16 protein-coding genes and 1 riboswitch are annotated in these 19,909 nt (G+C 52.7%); of the genes, 6 read left to right on the top strand and 10 right to left on the bottom strand.

Annotated features, from left to right (window positions below):
• The first annotated feature begins 373 nt into the window (after window positions 1–373).
• The gene (gene glgB, locus RQ738_RS01430) at window positions 374–2,587 is read left to right on the top strand and encodes a 1,4-alpha-glucan branching protein GlgB (protein ID WP_314161597.1); all 2,214 of its coding nucleotides are present in this window, start codon (window positions 374–376) and stop codon (window positions 2,585–2,587) included.
• Window positions 2,584–4,047 (top strand): glycogen synthase GlgA, encoded by a 1,464-nt coding sequence (gene glgA / locus RQ738_RS01425; protein ID WP_314161596.1) that lies wholly within the window; start codon window positions 2,584–2,586, stop codon window positions 4,045–4,047. The genes glgB and glgA overlap by 4 nt, the downstream gene beginning before the upstream one ends.
• Here the strand turns inward: glgA and RQ738_RS01420 are convergent.
• From RQ738_RS01420 to gnd, 4 genes are all read right to left on the bottom strand, one after another.
• Window positions 4,044–4,247 carry an SAP domain-containing protein gene (locus tag RQ738_RS01420; protein WP_314161595.1) on the bottom strand — a complete coding sequence of 68 codons (204 nt, stop codon included), beginning with the start codon at window positions 4,245–4,247 and terminating at the stop codon, window positions 4,044–4,046. The genes glgA and RQ738_RS01420 overlap by 4 nt on opposite strands.
• 180 nt (window positions 4,248–4,427) lie before the next feature.
• Entirely contained in the window at window positions 4,428–5,087 is a 660-nt protein-coding gene (gene pgl / locus RQ738_RS01415) for a 6-phosphogluconolactonase (RefSeq protein ID WP_314161594.1), read from the bottom strand.
• A 1-nt stretch (window position 5,088) separates the two neighbouring features.
• Window positions 5,089–6,588 carry a glucose-6-phosphate dehydrogenase gene (zwf, locus tag RQ738_RS01410; RefSeq protein ID WP_314161593.1) on the bottom strand — a complete coding sequence of 500 codons (1,500 nt, stop codon included), beginning with the start codon at window positions 6,586–6,588 and terminating at the stop codon, window positions 5,089–5,091.
• Window positions 6,589–6,602: 14 nt separating this feature from the next.
• The gene (gene gnd, locus RQ738_RS01405; protein WP_314161592.1) at window positions 6,603–7,517 is read right to left on the bottom strand and encodes a phosphogluconate dehydrogenase (NAD(+)-dependent, decarboxylating); all 915 of its coding nucleotides are present in this window, start codon (window positions 7,515–7,517) and stop codon (window positions 6,603–6,605) included.
• Between the two features lie 328 nt (window positions 7,518–7,845).
• Here gnd and RQ738_RS01400 point away from each other — a divergent pair, with 328 nt between their 5' ends.
• The 3 genes from RQ738_RS01400 (at window position 7,846) to RQ738_RS01390 (ending at window position 10,034) form a co-directional block, all read left to right on the top strand.
• Window positions 7,846–8,514: a VTT domain-containing protein gene (locus RQ738_RS01400; RefSeq protein WP_314161591.1), complete on the top strand. Its 669-nt coding sequence runs from the start codon at window positions 7,846–7,848 to the stop codon at window positions 8,512–8,514.
• Window positions 8,515–8,620: 106 nt separating this feature from the next.
• Window positions 8,621–9,328, top strand: a complete 708-nt coding sequence (locus RQ738_RS01395; protein ID WP_314161590.1) for a DUF3581 domain-containing protein — start codon at window positions 8,621–8,623, stop codon at window positions 9,326–9,328.
• 127 nt (window positions 9,329–9,455) lie between these two features.
• Window positions 9,456–10,034 (top strand): CDP-alcohol phosphatidyltransferase family protein, encoded by a 579-nt coding sequence (locus RQ738_RS01390; RefSeq protein WP_314161589.1) that lies wholly within the window; start codon window positions 9,456–9,458, stop codon window positions 10,032–10,034.
• Between the two features lie 8 nt (window positions 10,035–10,042).
• On the opposite strand, the gene RQ738_RS01385 is transcribed toward RQ738_RS01390, so the two are convergent.
• Window positions 10,043–11,350, bottom strand: a complete 1,308-nt coding sequence (locus RQ738_RS01385; RefSeq protein ID WP_314161588.1) for a putative PEP-binding protein — start codon at window positions 11,348–11,350, stop codon at window positions 10,043–10,045.
• Between the two features lie 322 nt (window positions 11,351–11,672).
• Between RQ738_RS01385 and RQ738_RS01380 the strand changes: the two genes are divergently transcribed.
• The gene (locus tag RQ738_RS01380) at window positions 11,673–11,867 is read left to right on the top strand and encodes a hypothetical protein (RefSeq protein ID WP_314161587.1); all 195 of its coding nucleotides are present in this window, start codon (window positions 11,673–11,675) and stop codon (window positions 11,865–11,867) included.
• Window positions 11,868–12,122: 255 nt separating this feature from the next.
• On the opposite strand, the gene RQ738_RS01375 is transcribed toward RQ738_RS01380, so the two are convergent.
• The 5 genes from RQ738_RS01375 to RQ738_RS01355 all read right to left on the bottom strand — a co-directional run bounded on the left by RQ738_RS01375 (window position 12,123) and on the right by RQ738_RS01355 (window position 19,416).
• A complete protein-coding gene (locus tag RQ738_RS01375) occupies window positions 12,123–12,800 on the bottom strand; it encodes a hypothetical protein (RefSeq protein ID WP_314161586.1) in 678 nt (225 codons plus the stop codon).
• The gene (locus RQ738_RS01370; RefSeq protein ID WP_314161585.1) at window positions 12,797–13,570 is read right to left on the bottom strand and encodes a zinc-dependent peptidase; all 774 of its coding nucleotides are present in this window, start codon (window positions 13,568–13,570) and stop codon (window positions 12,797–12,799) included. The genes RQ738_RS01375 and RQ738_RS01370 overlap by 4 nt, the downstream gene beginning before the upstream one ends.
• Window positions 13,571–13,706: 136 nt before the next feature.
• Window positions 13,707–15,158, bottom strand: a complete 1,452-nt coding sequence (locus tag RQ738_RS01365; RefSeq protein ID WP_314161584.1) for a TrkH family potassium uptake protein — start codon at window positions 15,156–15,158, stop codon at window positions 13,707–13,709.
• Window positions 15,159–15,408: 250 nt separating this feature from the next.
• On the bottom strand, window positions 15,409–16,527 hold the full coding sequence (locus RQ738_RS01360; RefSeq protein WP_314161583.1) for a ribonucleotide-diphosphate reductase subunit beta: 1,119 nt from the start codon (window positions 16,525–16,527) through the stop codon (window positions 15,409–15,411).
• Between the two features lie 15 nt (window positions 16,528–16,542).
• Entirely contained in the window at window positions 16,543–19,416 is a 2,874-nt protein-coding gene (locus tag RQ738_RS01355; RefSeq protein ID WP_409929510.1) for a ribonucleoside-diphosphate reductase subunit alpha, read from the bottom strand.
• Window positions 19,417–19,486: 70 nt separating this feature from the next.
• Window positions 19,487–19,704, bottom strand: a riboswitch (cobalamin riboswitch).
• Window positions 19,705–19,909: the final 205 nt, after the last annotated feature.

Raw genomic sequence — 19,909 nt, 5'->3', positions numbered from 1 at the left:
CTCTGCTTAAGCAGACATGCCAGCCACTACCATGTTATAAAGTAACAGAATTATGTCAGACGGCATCAATGTTTTACGTTTGCCTGGTTCTGGTGATGGTGGTGGTGGTGAAATACATCAGCAGTTCCCCTCATATAAAACCGCCTGTGATTCCATACAGAATGTCTTATTATTGTGCAAGACCGAGCCGACTGTATCAATATGGTGCGTATAAACATATTCGATAACCGGCTTACGCATCAAGTCTGTTTGCTTAAATAACCAAAAAGCCAGCCTCATACTTCTATATGCTTGATGTTGGCACGGATTTGCACAAAACTTGCAGTGCCTATTAGATATGCGAAAGAATTTTTCCGACAGGGATGATAAATAGATGCCAACTAACACGACGGACCTGGATAGCCAGACCATTGCCTATATCCATGACCTTGAAAAAGATCTCGGCAAGATCGCCAGCGCCACGCATTATGACCCGCGACAGATACTGGGGATACAGGAAAATGCCCCTGATAAGCCCATTGTCTTTTATGCGCCTGACACACTCGAACTGCGCATGACGGAAGCCGATGTTCCTTGCCGGCGCATCGCTGATACGGATTTCTTTATATACACCGGTAGGTGCGATAGCCTGCCCAGGCATTATCAACTGACCCGCATAGACAGGCAGAACCACATCAGTTATTTCTATGACCCTTATAGTTTCGCCCCACTGATATCGGATTACGATCTGTATTTATTTGGTGAGGGTCGGCATTTTAATATCTACGATATTCTCGGTGCGCATCCCAAAACCGTTGACGGCATCAGCGGCACGCACTTTGCGGTCTGGGCACCCAATGCCGGTCGGGTCAGCGTAATTGGTGACTTCAATAACTGGGATGGACGCCGTCACCCGATGTGCTCGCGCGGCGACAACGGTGTCTGGGAACTGTTTATACCGGGTCTGGACGCTGGCACGCTGTATAAATTTGAAATCAGGAATCGCTATAGCGGGGAAATCCTCACGAAGAGTGACCCGTATGCCCAACAACTTGAAATCCGGCCGCAAACGGCCTCTGTTACCTGTGCTACCTCCATATTCGAGTGGCAGGATCACGAGTGGCTCGCCACGCGTAAGGAAAAAAACTGGTTGCATGAACCGATGTCGATTTACGAATGCCACCTTGGTTCATGGCAACGTGACGAGAATGGGCAGTTTCTCAACTATCGTGAACTTGCCCACCGGCTGGTCGAACACGTCAAGGAGACCGGCTTCACGCATATTGAATTGCTACCTATCACCGAGCATCCGTTGGATGCCTCATGGGGCTACCAGACAACCGGCTATTTTGCCGCCACCAGCCGTTTTGGCTCGGCTGATGACTGCCGGTATTTCATCGACTACTGCCATGCACATGACATCGGTGTCTTGCTGGACTGGGTACCGGCGCACTTCCCCAAGGATGTACACGGACTGGCCCGCTTTGATGGCACCTTTCTCTATGAACACGAGGATCCCCGGCGTGGTGAGCACCGTGACTGGGGCACGCTTATTTATAACTACGGGCGCAATGAAGTCAGAAATTTTCTGATCGCCAGTGCCCTCTTCTGGCTGAAGGAATATCATATCGACGGTCTGCGTGTCGATGCTGTTGCCTCCATGCTATACCTTGATTATTCTCGCGAGGCCGGCGACTGGCTACCGAACCAGCATGGCGGCAATGAAAATCTCGAAGCCATCGAGTTCATGCGCGAACTGAATACCCTCACCCATGAGCTACACCCGGGCACCGTCATAATGGCAGAGGAATCCACCGCCTGGCCACAAGTCACGCGGCCGGTCAGTCTTGGCGGGCTGGGCTTCAGCATGAAATGGAATATGGGCTGGATGCATGACACGCTTGACTATATGAGCAAGGATCCCGTGCATCGCCACTTCCACCATGATCAACTCACCTTCGGTCTCTTATATCTCTTCACGGAAAATTTTATCCTGCCGTTTTCACATGATGAAGTCGTCCATGGCAAGAGTTCCCTGCTCTACAAGATGCCGGGCGATGAATGGCAGCGTTTTGCAAACCTGCGCCTGCTTTATACCTATATGTTTACCTACCCGGGGAAAAAGCTTTTATTCATGGGCTGCGAGTTCGGTCAGGGTGATGAATGGAACCACGACAAGGCACTCGATTGGTATGTCCTGCAATACCCCTTGCATGCAGGGGTACAGAAGCTGGTCGCAGACCTGAACAGTCTGTACAGGACTCGCCCGGCCCTGCATACTTACGACTTTGACTATGATGGATTTGACTGGATAGATTGCCACGACACTGATCAATCAATACTCTCGTATATGCGAAAATCTGATGACGAAACCATTATTGTCATTCTCAACTTTACCCCGATAGTCAGGCATAATTACAGGATTGGTGTACCGCTGCATGGAAATTACACGGTTATTTTTAATTCTGATTCCGGGTTCTATGCCGGCAGCAATGTCGGTACTTACCCGGTGATAGCTTCCGAAGAGCTGGCCTGGATGAATCGACCTGCATCACTGCAACTTGACTTGCCGCCACTGGCGGGACTGGTACTTATCAAGAGCGAATGAGTAATATCCTTTATATGACCAGCGAGGTTTTTCCACTGATCAAGACCGGTGGACTTGCCGATGTTGCAAGCAGTTTACCGGCGGCCCTGCTTGAACTGGAACAGGATGTCCGCATTTTGCTGCCGGCCTATCCGGAAGTGCTTGAAAAGGTAAAAGCTCCCCGGCGACTGGCCACTGCCAGCTATTACAACCTCGATGTTGAACTGCTTGAAACCCGCCTGCCTGACAGTAATGTCCTCACCTGGCTGGTGCATTGCCCGGCCGTGTTTGACCGCCCGGGCGGTCCATATATGAACAGTGACGGCCAGCCCTGGCATGATAATGCCCTGCGCTTTGCCATCTTCTGCAAAGTTGCCGTTGATATTGCCCTCGACAACCTGGCCCTGGACTGGCAACCAGACATTGTACATGGCAATGACTGGCAGTCCGGGCTGACCATGGCTTTGCTGAGCCAACACCCTTCCCGTCCCGCGACCGTTTTCACTGTGCATAATCTTGCCTACCAGGGGCTGTTTGATTACCCGACGTTTCGTGACCTGAAACTGGCCGATAGCCTCTGGAGCATGCAGGGCCTGGAATTTTATGGACAACTCTCTTTCATCAAGGGTGGACTGGTCTTCGCTGACCGGATCAACACCGTCAGTCCAACCTATGCCATGGAGATCCTTCTGCCAGCATATGGCTGCGGACTGGAGGGTCTGTTACAGCATCGGCGGGATCGGCTCTCCGGCATCATAAATGGTATTGACCAGAAAGTATGGGACCCAGGAACCGATCCTCACCTGGCCGTCACCTATACACGTAAAACCCTTGCTAAAAAAATCCAGAATAAAGCCGCCCTGCAGGAGAAACTCGGCTTGCCTGTTAATGCCAAGATTCCGGTCATTGGTTTTATCAGCCGCATGGTGGAGCAAAAAGGCCTGGACATCATTTTGCAGGGCATGCTCGATATCCTGGCGCTGCCGATACAAATGGTCATACTCGGTACAGGTGAAGTTCATTATGAAATGCAGCTCGCCGAATGGGCGCAGGAACACCCCGAACAGCTCAAGGTCATCATTGGTTACAACGAGGCCCTCTCGCATCAGATTGAAGCCGGCAGTGATATGTTTCTGATGCCTTCTTTATTTGAACCCTGCGGGCTCAACCAGCTATACAGCCTGCGCTATGGTACGTTACCGATTGTCACAAACGTCGGCGGCCTGGCAGATACTGTCGTCGATGCCAGTCCTGCAAATATTGAAAATGCCACGGCCAATGGATTTGTGTTTAAGCCAAACAGCTCAGATGAATTGCTGGCCACGCTGAAACGCGCACTGCAGCTGTATCAACAGACCCGTCTGTGGCGCCGATTACAGGTTACCGCCATGAGCAGTGATTTCTCCTGGCAGAACAGTGCCCGACACTACATCGATCTGTATAAATCAGCCCTGGCAGACAGGGATGCGGCCATTCATTAGCCAGGCGCTTTTTTCGCCGCAACGAAACAGTCATCACGCCACAGGCATTGCCATTGATCACAATCACCCGCTACCGCCGAGGCGAAGCAACTAAAGTTTCCTTCACTCAGCTGGATGCGGTGAATCAGCTCCGTTTTTCTCAATCGAGCCGTTTTGATCCCGAGTTCCCTGGCCTTGTCACGAATTACCGGCATTTTCATTTCGTCTTCTCCTCGTTGGTATTAAAAAGAAAACCCGCTTAAAAAAACAAATATCACGCCAACTCCGTGTCTTCCGTGCCAGGCGCGTGTCACGTTACACCGAGCCTTATATCATCACCAGGCATTAATCCCGTGCGCGGTAGGCAGAATATGTACCTGCCTGAGCCACTCTGTAATCGGCTAGGCCATGCATCGCTCGTCAAGAAACCAGTGGATGTCGCCGATGCTGTTTACCGGCAGCGGGTCGCCTGCCCGGATACGCTGAACAATTGCAGCCTTGCCGTCACCCCCGGCCAATACCATGCGCAGGCCTGCCTGGCGCAGGGTATTAAGGCCCATACTGACACGTTCGGCAGGTGGTTTCGGGGCATGATGGACGGCCACGACGGAATTCCTGTCCTGCAAAGCCGCGTCACCCGGAAAAAGACTTGCCGTATGCCCATCCTCGCCCAGGCCAAGAAAGGCAATATCGAATACGTCAACGTCGGCAATCCGTTCACGATAGGCCCGCGCGGCCTGCTCCGGGCCTGACTCGGCAGGCATGGCATAAAAATGGCCGTCCGGTACATTCGCAAGCAGGTGTTGCTGCAGCATCACATCGTTACGTTCAGGATGGCCGACCGGGTAACAGCGCTCATCACCGGGGTACCAGTAGATGTGCTGCCACGGCAGCGGCTTTTGTACGAGCAAGTCAAAACAGCGCGCTGGCGTTGTGCCGCCAGGAACGATCACATGGCAAACACCCCGGGCGGTAACGGCGGCCAGGATATTGTCGGCCAGGAATTCCGCGGCAGCACACGAAGCGTCTTCCATCTCTTTATAAACAGACCAGTGGTGCATATCAGTACATGGGTTTGTGCCAGCCCAGGACACAGTCTGCAAAGAGTTCATCCATACCCTCGATATCCCAGGTGCCGGCGTGGTAACGGTTAATAGCGATGCGATCTTTCCAGGCTTCCAGAATCGGCTCAAGGATCGACCAGGACTCCTCGACCTCATCAGCACGTGAGAACAGGGTCGCATCGCCGATGAGGACATCGTGCAGCAAGACCTCGTAGGCATCAGAGACATCACCCCACTCTTCAGCATAGGGTGCGCGCATCACACTCCGTCGCATCTCGGTGGTCAGGCCCGGGACCTTGGCATTCATGCGCAACGCAATCCCCTCATCGGGGTGCACACGAAATACGAGTGCGTTCGCCAGGGGTGGCTTGCCCTCAGGATCAAACATGTTAAATGGCGGCGTACGAAACCGGATCACAATTTCGGACACCCGCCTCGGTAGACGCTTACCGGTCCAGAGTACAAACGGCACACCTTGCCAGCGCCAGTTATCAATATAGAATTTTGCCGCGGCAAAGGTCTCGGTAGCCGAATCCGCTGACACGCCATCCTCTGCCACATAAGAATTGACGCTATTATTATCTATTGTGCCGGCACTGTACTGTGCGGCAACAGTCTGCTTCTTGATGTTCTCCGGCGCGAATGACCGCACTGCGCGCAGTACCTTGATTTTTTCATCTCGCACCGCGTCAGCTGTAAACTCCACCGGCGGTTCCATTGCCACCAGCGTCATCACCTGCATCAGGTGGCTTTGCATCATGTCACGTAAGGCACCTGATTTTTCGTAATAATTGGCACGATATTCAATACCAATTGATTCAGCAGCCGAGATCTGGATATGGTCGATATAGTTTCGATTCCATAATGGTTCGAGAATACTATTGGCAAAACGGTATATGAGCAGGTTCTGGACGCTTTCCTTACCGAGATAATGATCAATGCGATAGATCTGTGATTCATCAAGCACTCTCTGTAATTCGCCGTTCAGCTTTCTGGCACTATCGAGATCCATACCAAAAGGCTTTTCGATCACGATACGTCGATAACCGGCATCCTCATCGGCAAGTCCCGCCTTGTGCAGTCCAGTGGCAATGGTGGTATACCATTCCGGGGGGACAGCACAGTAGAACAGTGCATTGCTATGGCCATTTATAGTTTCCAGCGCGTCTGCCAGTTCCGCATAGGTGGTATCATCTTGCAGGTCACCAGGCACCATCTTGAACATGGCAATGAAGTCCTGCCATTCCTGATCTTCCATGTCGATTTCAGGTGCATACTTATGTATGCCCCGATATAGCGAGTCCAGCCATTCATTATAGGTACGGCCTTTCAACACACCTATGATATAGCTCGTCGGATGTAACAGGCCGCAGTGCAGCATCTCGACCAATGCCGGGATCAGCTTGCGTTTGGTCAGGTCACCACCGGCACCGAAAATGACAATATTCGTCGGTTCGGTCGGTTCCCCGAGGCATTGTCTGGTTACTCGTTCGTTCATGCCGCTCCCCTGGCTCAGTCAGGCGGTTTAATTGCATGTCCACCGAAGCCCGCACGCATTGCATTTAATACCTTGCCGGAAAACGATGACTGCTGTCGACTACGAAAACGCATTTGCAAGGCCAGGGTCAGTACCGGTGTCGGCACGGCGAGGTCAATGGAATCCTGCACCGTCCAGCGTCCTTCACCCGAATCGTCCACATAATCACTCAGCGACTCAAGTGCCTGGTCCTGGGCAAAGGCATCAGCGATCAAGTCCAGTAACCAGGAACGGACGACACTGCCATGCTGCCAGATCTCGGCAACCTGCTGCAGGTCGAGATCCATCTCGCTCTTGGCCTCGAGTAATTCAAAGCCCTCGGCAAAGGCCTGCATCATGCCGTATTCAATACCGTTATGGACCATTTTCACATAATGGCCCGCACCACTCGGACCGACGTGGCCCCAGCCCCTGTCTTTCGCCGGTGCCAGGGATTCCAGTGCAGGACGGATCATGGCCACCGCCGCATCCGTGCCACCGACCATGATGCTGTAGCCGTTCTCGAGTCCCCAAACACCACCGGAGGTGCCCGAGTCAACAAACTCTATCCCCGAGGCAGCGAGATGCGCGGCGCGTTGCTTGCTGAGATTGAAATTGGAATTGCCGCCATCGACCAGCAAGTCACCTCTCTCGATACCGGCTGCCAACAACTCATGAATGCTTTCATCCACCGCCTGGTGTGGCACCATTAACCAGATGGCACGTGGCGCGGGCAGCGCGGCCACCAGTTCGTCAAGGCTACTCACAGCGGTCACATGCTCGAATTCCGCAGCCAGGGCATGTGCCGTATCGATGCTCCGGTTATAGACAACCAGCTCATGACCATCTGCGACCAGGCGACGCACCATGTTTGCACCCATCTTTCCCAAACCTACCATTGCTAGTTTCATATCTCACCTGCCAGGACAGTGTCGGGCAGACCAATCGTACCCTGGTTTGCCCACACCTATTATGTTGGTAGCTGCAATGTTTATACCAGCTTACTGATTAACCCGTATTTATGCGTGCCAGTAGTACAATATGCATAAGCGGACATTCTAAACCCAGAGGGCAATGTATTCATATCATTTTATAACGGTGCACACAAAGTAAAGAACGCACCAATATTGTCCAATAGAGACGTGCCGATGGCGCTGCGCGTCAGGGAATCACCATGTTTTGATCACACTGAAGGATTAAACTCACCGTTCACGGCATGCTATGCTGGCATTGACCCTCATGGAGAGCCCGATATTGCACAGGAACCTGTATAGACTACTTATCCTTTTGCTGCTGGTAGCGGCCGGCGTCACCATGCAGGCCTTCGACCTGCTCGACCCGCAGGAACTGATTCGTATCGGCCGTGGGTTCGCTGATCAGTGGTGGCTGTTCCTGGTCATTATACTATTGCAGGTCCTGTTGTTTACCTTCGCACTTGCCGGCTCACAACTCCTGTGGGTGGCAGCCACCCTTTACCCGCCGGGCACCGCTACCTTGATTCTTACCGTGGGTACCACGCTCGGGGCTCTGACGGCGTACCTGTTTTCCGCAAGACTTACCCAGGAGTGGTCCGATAAGGTACAGAACTCGCATATATATCGACTGCTGGAAAAACAGGACCAGTTTTTTACCGTACTCGCCATGCGCATCATGCCAGGCTTTCCACATGCGCTGATTAATTACAGTGCCGGCATGCTGCGGATCAAGTGGCTGCTCTTCATTCCCGCAACGATCATCGGTATCAGCATCAAGACCTATTTCTATGCCGGTGTCATCTACACCGCCACCAGCTATAGTGCACTTGGTGAACTGCTGGATATCTCGGTCTATGGCCCACCGCTGCTGATTTCCGCCATTGTCATTACCGGGCTCTTTATAAAATATTACCTCGACAAAAGCCGCTCCTGAACAGCTTGCCGGGCACATAAACCGGCATATTTTCCCCCATCCGGCCCCGGCATGGTTTAGAATACGTCATCTGCCTTTTTACTAAACAAACAGCCGAGAACGGACCATGTTTCTGGACGATTACTATCAAAACAATAGTGGAACCATCCACATTTCACGTCAGCAGGCCAGCCATTTCGCCAAGTACATCGCCGGCGATTTCAACCCGATTCACGATGAAGATGCAAAGCGCTTTTGTGTGCCCGGTGACCTGCTGTTTGCCCTTGTACTGAAACAGTACGGCCTCAGCCAGCATATGCACTTTACTTTCCTCGGCATGGTCAGTGACGGGGTTAAGCTGATCTTCCCCGACGCCAATGCCGAATCGATCACTATCCGTGACAGCGAGGGCAAAGACTACCTGGACATCAAGCGAGAAGGTGCAAGCTCGAGTGAGCCGGTACTGCTCCAGAACCTGACCCGTCGCTATGTCGAATTTTCAGGCCAGACCTTCCCCCTCATCCTGGTCCCGCTCATGGCCGAACAGGGGGTCATGATCAACCCCGAGCGACCGCTGGTCATCTATGAAAGTATGACCATCGACATGCAGCGTCTTGATATCAATGACCCGCAACTGGAACTGTGCCGCTCCAGCCTCAGCGTCGAGGGCAAGCGTGGCAGTGTCTGCCTGGAATTCTGCATCAATGCCGACGATGAAATAGTCGGTAGTGGAAAAAAGACAATGGTCTTAAGTGGCTTGCGTGCCTACGACCAGGCAGCTATTGACCAACTTGTCGAAGCCTACGGTATGCGAAAAGAAGGCTATCGGTTATGATAGCCTCCTTGCATAGCCGCCGTCGCAAGCTGCAGAGAGTCCAAAGGGCAACGCCGGACCAGGCCGCAGGAAGATAATCCTTACTCTTGACTCCCCCTGCCTTACCGGATGATCGACGAGGAGCTTTATGGTTAACAAAAAAGACCTTCTCACCCTGCCCAACCTTATCAGCCTCATCCGCATATTGATGGCGCCGGTCCTGCTCTGGCTGGCCTGGCAGCAGAAACCCGTTTTATACATGCTGGCTGTTCTTTTTACCCTGTTTACCGATGTAGTCGATGGCTTTCTGGCGCGCCTGTTAAACCAGCTTACAGATGTTGGTGCCCTGCTGGACAGTGTTGGTGATTTTATCATCTACAGCACACTGATCGTGGCTGCCTGGTGGCTCTGGCCTGACATTATAATCGACGAAATAATAACGATACTGGTCATTATCGCAAGTTTTACGGCGCCGGTGATTGTCGGCCTGCTCAAGTTCAGAACCCTGACCAGCTATCACACCTGGTCGGTCAAGGCCGCCGTGTTTATATCCATACTGGCTTATATTGTCGTCTTTTCTGACTGGGCACGCTGGCCGCTATACGTGGCGGCAATAGTGGCGACACTCGCGGCCATTGAAGAAATCGCGATCACACTCGTGATGCGACATGCGCATGCCAATGTGCAGTCTGTCTGGCATGCATTCAAGCACCATCGAGAGGACTAAATGCGCATTCAGGACAGGTATGGTGGATGCCTGTCCGTCGGTAGCTGCAGTATCTCCAGCACCTCGTACGTGCTTGCTGCGGCACAGACCTGCCCAGCAAGTGCCTCGCACCCGGCCTGCGAGCTAGCTGCAACAACCTGCTCAAGATAGGGAATAAACGGCGCATCTACCGAAAATGTACGGTATCCCAGGCCCAGCAACACAGGCAGGACACCCTGCAGTTGCGACAACACCCCGCACAGCTGCACAAGCGGCAATGACCGACCTGCCTGTTCCGCTGCCTGGCGGAGAAGCCGGTACAGGACAGGGGCATACGGATCGAGATAGTGCCGTAAGGCAGGCTGGTCCCGGTCCGCGGAAAATAAACCCTGCATCAGGTCATTACAGCCTATGGCGACAAAATCCGCCTGTTCGAGTAAGCTCCCGATATCCAGTACAGCGGCAGGCGTTTCGGCCATGGCGCCGACCGCTACAGTATCGGGTAAGTGTTGCCGGATAACCGATAACCAGTACGCGTACTCTTCCGGCCTGACGAGAAAAGGCACCAGCAAGCGGAAGACAAACTCACCGGACAAATCAGCGAGCGCGGCAAGCTGTGCATCGACCACGGTGCGGACAGGATCTATATGGTAGAGGCGCACACCCTGCAGGCCCACAGCCTGGCTCGTCATGGCTGATTTTGACACCCATCCGGGAACTTTGTCAGTCGCCAGATCCAGTAACCGGAATGTCACCGTCAAGGGTGCGGCCGCCTCGCATAGCTCACGGCAGGTCTCGCGGTAGAATGGCTGATTCGGCTGCCGGCCATTCATCGGCAACAAGAATTCTGAGCGCACCAGGCCGATGCAAGTCGCCCCCTGTGCTACCGCCTGGTTCACAGCTGTCAACCGCCGCACACTGGCACACAAATTAACTGCCACACCATCAGCCATCAGAAACGGCGAGCCGGTCTTGTCCTGCCGGTTATCTCGGTGGCGAGGCGGAGCTGGCGGCGAGGCTTCAGCGATACCTTCGCTGATCTTCCCGCTGGCACCATCGATCTGTAGTAACGCACCTTGCTTGAGGCTTGCAGCCTGTCGAGCAGTGATCAATACGGTCGGCACACCGAGGCCAAGCAAGGCGATCAATGTATGCGAAAAGGGTGCGGCTTCAGTAACAATAAAGCCCGCCGGGAGGACAGGGTATGCGGTTATCTCGTCTTGCGAGAGCAGCACAATGCTCTGCGTATTCATACCACTCGCGCCCTTTTGCAGACGGCCGCTTGCTACCCCTGGGAAATACGGTACACCACGGATATCGTTCTCATGTAATGCCATTGATTGATTCCATTTATCCAGGACTCCGCAAAACGTGCTTGACAGTGCCCATGCCGGTAAAGTCAACATAAAAAAATCTGCGAACACGTACAGGGGCCCAGTGCACTCAATCTTTAGCCACCAGTTTTATAATGAATATAGGCGTTACCCCGTATTACCGACTGCACAAATTTCCTTTAAAGCCTTTGATCATAGTAATACTACCTGGCAGACATTTTGCGACTCATTGTATAGATTAAGTCTTATATCAGACCTGCCGACTGTTAACGCTTTAGTCAGCCCGGCCGCCTTTTGCAGATGCCAATCACAGGAGAACAAGATCATGGATAACCCGGCGAACGAACTCATTCAGGTACAGATAAAACTGCAAAAAGAATTCCTGGACTATGTGCATAAAAACGGTTTCGATTATGGTGCGTACAGCGCATCCACGCCGAGGAGTTATTACGAGACCTACCGCAAACGTTTGCGCGAGATAAGGGAGCAGTTAGCCGCGAGGATGAAAACCCATCACTGATGGACCTCTGCACATCATCATACCCGCAAGCGTGAGCATCAAATGATTATGGCTGACGCCACAAAATCGTCATTTGATATTATCGCGAAGTTTGCTCACTGCTGCCTTTAGATGTGTAAGTGCGTGCTGTCGTTTCATGGAGCACGGTAGCAAAGCTTTCAATATCGGTCAGACGCCGGCTCACGATACAGCCGGTGCTTCGGCTGGGGAAAACGTCTAGTCTATATATAAGGAGTAAATATAAGGGTAACCAGGTTAGGCGGGACGCCGGGCGAACCAGATAATATGCCGCGCCCCCTTCTTGCCATGGGCACGCACGCGCACCTCCTCGACCGCAAAACCGACCTTGTGCAGGCGCTGCTGGAAATTCTGATCCGGGCCCGCCGACCACACCGCCAGGATCCCCTGCGGGCGCAATGCCGCATAAGCGGCATTCAAACCGTTCATGCTATAGAGCCAGTCGTTTTCCTTGCGCGTCAGGCCCTCCGGGCCGTTATCCACGTCCAGCAGGATAGCATCAAAGGCCTGTTCTTCTGTCTCAAGGATGCGTGCAACATCCATTGCGCGCACGCTCACCCGTGGGTTGGCGAGCGGTTGACCGGAAAGCGTGCCCAGCGGGCCCTTGTTCCACGTCACCACGGCCGGCACCAGTTCCGCGACGACAATCTCCGTCTGTTCAGGAAAATATTGCAGCGCCGCCGCCAGCGTAAAGCCCATGCCCAGGCCACCGATGAGTAGTCGCGGCGCCGGGCATGCCGCCAGTCGGGCGCAGGTCAGTTCGGCAAGTGCGTCCTCGGAGCCGTGCATGCGACTGTTCATCAATTCACCGCGGCCAACGATCTTGATCGAGAATTCTTCACCACGTTGATACAGGCGCAGTTCCCCGCCGCCACCGGGGACAGTGGCACTATCGAGTAAAATCCAGGGCCTCATAAACGGCTCAGTCTCAGTAACGGGTCCTGTCGATAATACAGGCGCATTTGCTCATAGATCGCGGCATAGTGTCGCTGGAGGACAGCAGGCTTTTCAAAGAACACCTCGCTCAACACTGCGAAGCATTCTGCCGGGGATGTCGCGGCATAACAATCGATACCGACGGCCTTGCCGTGGCTGCATTTATGCTGGATGTCGGCAAAACCGGCGCTGAAGGCCTCGACCCAGGCGCTTGAGTCCATGTCGGCATGCAGGGGCGGATAACCATTGGCGACCCCGTTCTGCATATCGAGTTTGTGCGCGAACTCATGAATGACCAGGTTATGACCGTCAATGATACCGGCACGTTCGCTTTCATCCCACGCCAGTACCAGTGGCCCGCGCAACCAGGACTCGCCCGCCAGGCTGGACTGCACAAAATGCTCAACGCCATACTCATCCGTCACGACGCGTTGTGGCGCAAAGCCGGCCGGGTAAACAATCACCGCGCGCCAACCATCATAGCCATCAAGTCCCAGCTTTAATACCGGCAGGCAGGCCTGCAGGGCAATGATTAAGGCCATTGCCTGGCTAACCACAAGACCGTGCGCGCCCTCGAAGACCTTGTGATGCAGAAACAAAATAGCCAGTTCCTGCAGACGCTGTCTCTCCGCCCTCGTCAGTCCGCCCAGCAATGGCAGGTTGGCAAATGCCTCCGCCCACTGTGCAGGGGTGATTGTTGAACGCTTGATAATGCGCCGGTCCAGCCAGTTACGGATAAGTTGAAACATTCAGTTACCAGGATTGATTACGGGCAAGCCTGCGCCAGACGGGGTCATTACAGTATGGAATATTACTGTCGACACTCTGTACCAGTATTGATCATTGATGCGTCCGGGGAAGAATACCGGGAATTCCTGACCGGTGTCATCTCCGCCAGAAGGCGGGAAGAACCAGCGCCAGTAGTGTGAAATACTCAAGCCTTCCCAGGATCATTGCAAATGAAAGCATCCATGTGCCGGCATCTGAAACGGGTTGAAAGTTACTCCCTAGTTCTCCAAATGCAGGGCCTAATACGTTAATGCAGGCTGCTACAGCGGTTAACGATGACCAGAAATCGAGACCCGTAAACATCAATAAAATAGTGAACACCACAGTTGTTAATGCCGAGATAAACATAAATGCCAGTGTAGCGCCAATAATGTCATTGGACATCGATCGGTTATTCATTTTTATATGAAAGACACCGGATGGGTGTATAAGACGTCTTATCTCACGCCCGATCAACTTTCCGGTAATGATGTTACGTATTATCTTGTTGCCACCGGCTGTTGAGCCTGCACAGCCTCCAAAATAGGCCGCAATAACCAGCAACAAGGTTAGCGCAACAGGCCATTCAGTAAAGCCGGAAGCGCCATAGCCGGTACTGGTTATGAATGAAATCAAGTGAAAGACGGCATTGCTGACTGCGGATAATGTTCCCATCTCCGGGTAAGCATTTATTAACGAAATTGATATTATTATGGAAAATACGGCAATGATAATGATAAAAACCCGGGTCTCTTCATCTCGAAGGTAAGCCGCAGGATGAAACCTGGACCATACCTTGAAATGCAAGGCAAAACTGATGGCGCCGAGGATCATGAATATATCGGCAACCAGCAGCACCAGGAAGCTGTCAAAATAGCCCATACTCGCATCATGCGTCGAGAACCCGCCAGTGGAAATAGTTGTAAGTGAATGAGCGATTGCGTCGAACGCCGTCATGCCAGCAAGATAGTAACTGAGCGCGCAAATAATCGTTAACAATACATAAACGATCCAGAGGTAATGTGCTGTATGCGCAATCCTGGGCGAAAGCTTTTCATCTTTCATCGGCCCCGGTGTCTCCGCCCTTAAGAGCTTCATTCCACCCACGTTTAGCATCGGCAGGATAGCGACCACAAAGATAACGATGCCCAGGCCGCCCAGCCATTGCAGAAATTGTCGATACAAGAGAAAGGATGCAGGCATCAGGTCGAGCCCGGTCAGGATTGTTGCGCCAGTCGTTGTCAGTCCGCTGATGGACTCGAATACAGCATCGGTTACACTGACATGCGTAACAAAGGCCACCGGAACCGCCCCTAACAATCCCATCAATACCCAGGTAATGACGGCAAAAAACAATGTATCCCGATATCTTATTTTTGAAGGGTCAAAGCCCTTGCCTGCCAGCAAAAAGAATGATGCGATGATTAAATAGGCCAGGCCCGGCTCAAAAAATGCAAGCACCTGCTCATCACCATATCCTCTGGCTATACCGGCAAACAACATGTCTACGGCGCCCATCAGGGCAATTGGGAAAGCCAGAAGGTACAAGTTCGATTTCTTAATAAGCATTTTTTATGGGTGGTCCGCAGACTGCGTCCAATCATACAATTTTAGTATGGAAAAAGGAATGACTAAGGCGGCTTTTTCACGTCTTCATGCTGGCTACCAGCCATGCCACATCAACAAATAGACTTTTGCTATACGCAAGGATTGCCACGCCGCGAGATATGGTATGCGTGGCAGGATCCCGCCAGTAACAAACCGGTCCGGCCCAGGCCATCTGGTTATGCTGACAAACTTGCTATTCCTTAGCCGTCTGTTAATCCCAGCTCAAACCGCCCCCTGTTTGATATTCGGTAACACGCGTTTCAAAAAAATTTTTCTCCTTACGGATGTTGGACTGCTCATCCAGCCATGTCAACGCACACTGTGCCCCGGGAAAAGGCTCTTCAAAATTCAGCTGGCGCGCACGCCGATTGGCAATGTAGCGGAACTGTTCAATATGATGTTGAGCATTATAGCCAAGGATCGGTTCTCGCAGGATATAATCGGCATAGGCCTGTTCGGCGGCCTCTGCCTCATCCCACATCTGACGCAGGTCATTGGCGTCCGGCGAAATATCTTCTTCCATCATCAGCTGTTTGACAGTGCGTATACCAAAACCACAATGCATGACTTCATCACGCATAATATATTGCAATTGTTCTGCTGTGCCTTTCATCAGGCCACGACGCTGCAGGGCGAATATCGGACTGAAGCCATTGAAGAACCAACATCCCTCAAAGACAGCCGCAAAAAATATATAGGACATCAGAAACTGTCCCAGGTCATCGCGATTATTCAGATCAATATCATGACGTAATACAGAGTTCAGGCGCTGATTGGCAATCTTGATTTTTTGATAGATCGCCGGCACCACGCGGTAACGGTTATAGATTTCGCCCTGTTCCAGACCGATGGTTTCAATACAGTGCTGGTAAGTCCAGGTATGCAAGGCTTCTTCATAGACCTGTCGCGCCTGGTATATCTGCAATTCCGGGGCACTCATCTTGTCCATCACTGCCAGTCCCACATTGCGCATAGCCAGAATATCTGAAGTGGTCAGATAGGAAAGCACATTTTCATACACATGACGCTCGGCCTCGTTCAGTTTGTGGTGATAATCCTGGACATCCTGTGCCATATTGATATCCAGTGGCGTCCAGTGATTTTTGTTGGCATTGAGAAAATATTTCCATGCCCACGGATACTTGAACGGTGCCAGCTGGTTGATATCCGCCATACCATTAACCACGCGCTTGTCATCTGCGCATATTGGCTCCAGTCGGTTGTCGTCAGCCTGCCCCGGTTCAGCAAGCCGCTGCTGCACCGCTGGCTGCTTGATGTCTTGCTGCGTGACGAACGTGTTGCTCTTTAAAGGGTCATCCCAATTCAACATGATGAAATCCTTTTATTATTGACAGGCTTCGCAGTCAGGATTATCAATGGAGCAGACCATGGGTGCCTCAGCGGTAACAGCACTTGCAGAAGTCTTCTCCATATGGGTCGCGCCAAGGGTGCGCAGGTAATAAGTGGTTTTCAGACCACGCAACCAGGCCAGTTTATATAGATTGTCCAGAGCCTTACCATTGGCCTCGGCCAGGTAGAGGTTCAAAGACTGTGCCTGGTCCAGCCATTTCTGTCGCCGTGACGCCGCTTCGATCAGCCAACGTGAATCGATCTCGAAGGCTGTCGCGTATTTTTGCTTAATGACTTCGGGAATACGATCGATGGCCTGCACCGAGCCGTCAAAATATTTCAGGTCATTGACCATAACCTCATCCCACAGGCCCTCGTTTTTCAGATCGTCCACCAGATACGTGTTGACCACGGTAAACTCACCGGACAGGTTGGATTTTACGAACAGGTTTTGATAGGTCGGCTCAATAGACTGTGAAACACCACAGATATTGGAGATAGTCGCGGTCGGTGCAATGGCCATGCAATTCGAGTTACGCATGCCTGTCTGCTGCACGCGCTTGCGCAACGTATCCCAATCCTGGCTGGTGGTTTCATCCACTTCCAGAAAGCGTCCGCGTGCCTGCTTGAGCCTGTCGAGCGAGTCATGGGGCAACACTCCCTGACTCCATAGCGAACCGTCAAAACAGGAGTAACGACCACGCTCCTGCGCCAGGTCACAAGAAGCGGCAATGCTGTAATAGGAAACCGCCTCCATGGATCGGTCGGCAAACTCGACCGCCTCTACCGAGGCATAGGCAAGCTGCTGTTTGTACAGGGCATCCTGAAAGCCCATTATCCCCAGCCCCACCGGGCGATGACGAAGATTGGCATTACGCGCCTCTGGCACGGCGTAATAGTTGTATTCAATAACGTTATCTAACATGCGCATGGCAGTACTGATGGTGCGTTCCAGTTTTTCCATATCCAGGCCATCTGCCGACACATGGGCCGCCAGATTCACCGAGCCTAGATTACACACGGCGATTTCCTTTTCCGAAGTGTGCAGGGTAATTTCCGTACACAGATTTGAACTGTGCACGACGCCCATATGTTGATTGGTGTAACGAATGTTGCAGGGATCCTTGAAGGTGATCCACGGATGACCGGTCTCAAACAATTGCCCCAGCATCTTGCGCCACAGTTTTTCGGCATCAAGACGTTTGAATATCGTGATTTCACCACAATCGGCCATAGCCTCATATGCCTCGTATCGGTGGCGGAAGGCTTCTCCTGTCAACTCGTGCAGGTCCGGTGTGTCGTTAGGAGAAAACAGCGTCCACTGCTGTTGTTCCGCAACGCGCTCCATAAACAGGTCGGGTATCCAATTGGCCGTGTTCATATCATGGGTGCGACGCCGTTCGTCACCCGTATTCTTGCGCAGTTCCAGGAATTCCTCGATATCGATATGCCAGGTTTCCAGGTAGGCGCACACTGCCCCTTTGCGCTTGCCGCCCTGGTTGACTGCCACTGCAGTATCGTTAGCTACTTTCAAAAATGGCACTACACCTTGCGATTTCCCATTGGTTCCCTTTATATGGGCGCCAAGTCCTCGCACCGGGGTCCAGTCATTGCCCAGTCCGCCGGCAAACTTGGACAGCAAGGCGTTGTTCTTGATGGCGCTATAGATACCATCCAGGTCATCGGGTACAGTGGTGAGATAACAGGATGAAAGCTGTGGACGCAACGTCCCGGAATTGAATAGCGTCGGTGTGGAACTCATGAAATCGAACGACGATAACAATTCGTAAAACTCTATTGCGCGGCTCTCGCGGTCAACCTCGTTGATCGCCAGACCCATGGCAACACGCATGAAAAAGGCCTGTGGCAACTCAAGGCGCTGGTTATCGCTGTGAATAAAATAACGATCATACAATGTTTGCAGACCCAGGTAGGTGAACTGCAAATCCTGTTCCGGCTTGATGGCCTGCCCCAGCCGGTTCAGGTCGTAGCGTGACAATTCGGGATCAATTAACTCCAACGCCACCCCACGCTTGATGTAATCAGCAAAGTACTCCGGGTAACGTTGCGCCATGTCATTCTGGTTCACATGCCCCTGTGGCCCATTGTGTAAAAACGCAGTCACCTCCTGGCGCAAGCTGTCTAACAGCAAGCGTGCCGATACGTAGGAATAGTTGGGTTCGTGCTCAATTAGAGTCCGCGCGCTCATCACCAGGGCGCTGGCGACATCCTGCTCCGAAATACCGTCAAACAGATTGCGCAGTGTCTCATGCAAAATGATGTCACCCATCACATCGTCCAGGCCGGCACAGGCCTCCGCGATGATGGTTTTGAGTTGTGCTTCGTCAAGTGCTTGCTGTCGGCCATCCGTCAGGGTGATGTTGATACGACTACGGGCCGCTTCTCCCGCATCACCTTCATCAGTCTGGCGTTGGCGGGCGTGCTCTTCACGATACAGCACGTAGGCGCGGGCAATCTTGTGCTGACCATTACGCATCAGGGCCAGTTCCACCTGATCCTGGATATCTTCAATGTGCACCGTACCGCCCGCGGGCAAGCGACGGAACAGGCCCTCGGCCACCTGATCAGTGAGTTGTTCCGCCGTTTCGCGGATACGGCGTGAATCGGTGGCGGCGCTGCCCTCGACGGCCAAAAAGGCCTTGCTGATAGCAACGTGGATCTTGCCCGCATCAAAGCGGGTTAACTCGCCGTTACGGCGGATCACGTCATATTGATGGTGGCAGGCGACTTGCGTCGTGGTCTGCGAAGTGGCTGCTAATGGCGCGTTAGTATGCATGTTGGCCCTCGTGGTTTGATCATTCCAGGGGCCAGCGGGCGGACAGGGATTGAGGGCAGTAACGGTGGGCATTCGCCCGGAACAGCGCGCTCAACCTGTGACCTTACGCGAGGCCCGGTTAACGAATCCGCACGGCTAACCGCGGCAGATTCACCACTCCGGCAGGTATTCGGACTCAGGGGCATGGTCAAGATTGACCAGTCTACGGCTACGGCTTCCCACTCGTTTGAGCAGTGCCTGCGCAATGCGCTGTAGCTTTCGTTCCCCAATACCGCTGCGCGACAGTCCCGGATTCACACCGGGTTCCCTGTTTCCACAACCACTATATCTAGTGCTTGTACCGGAAGTAAGGCACAACATATCCCAGGCATTACAAAATGGCAACTGTGTTGATGTGATTCGATGGGCTGTGATTTTATACCTGGTGTCACTGCTGTCCCGTTAACATAAGCCTGACAATCGGTAAGTTTCGGATAAATAGGGTAAACAGGTTGATAGATGCGCATGAACACATGAAATATCATCCCCCTCTAATCGGCGTTATCCCTTCTCCCGTTGGGAGAAG

Source organism: Sulfuriflexus sp. (assembly GCF_032250955.1).
Taxonomy (GTDB): domain Bacteria; phylum Pseudomonadota; class Gammaproteobacteria; order AKS1; family AKS1; genus Sulfuriflexus.
The sequence above is the reverse complement of the archived record's forward strand: the minus strand, read 5'-3'. Positions and strand labels throughout refer to the sequence as shown.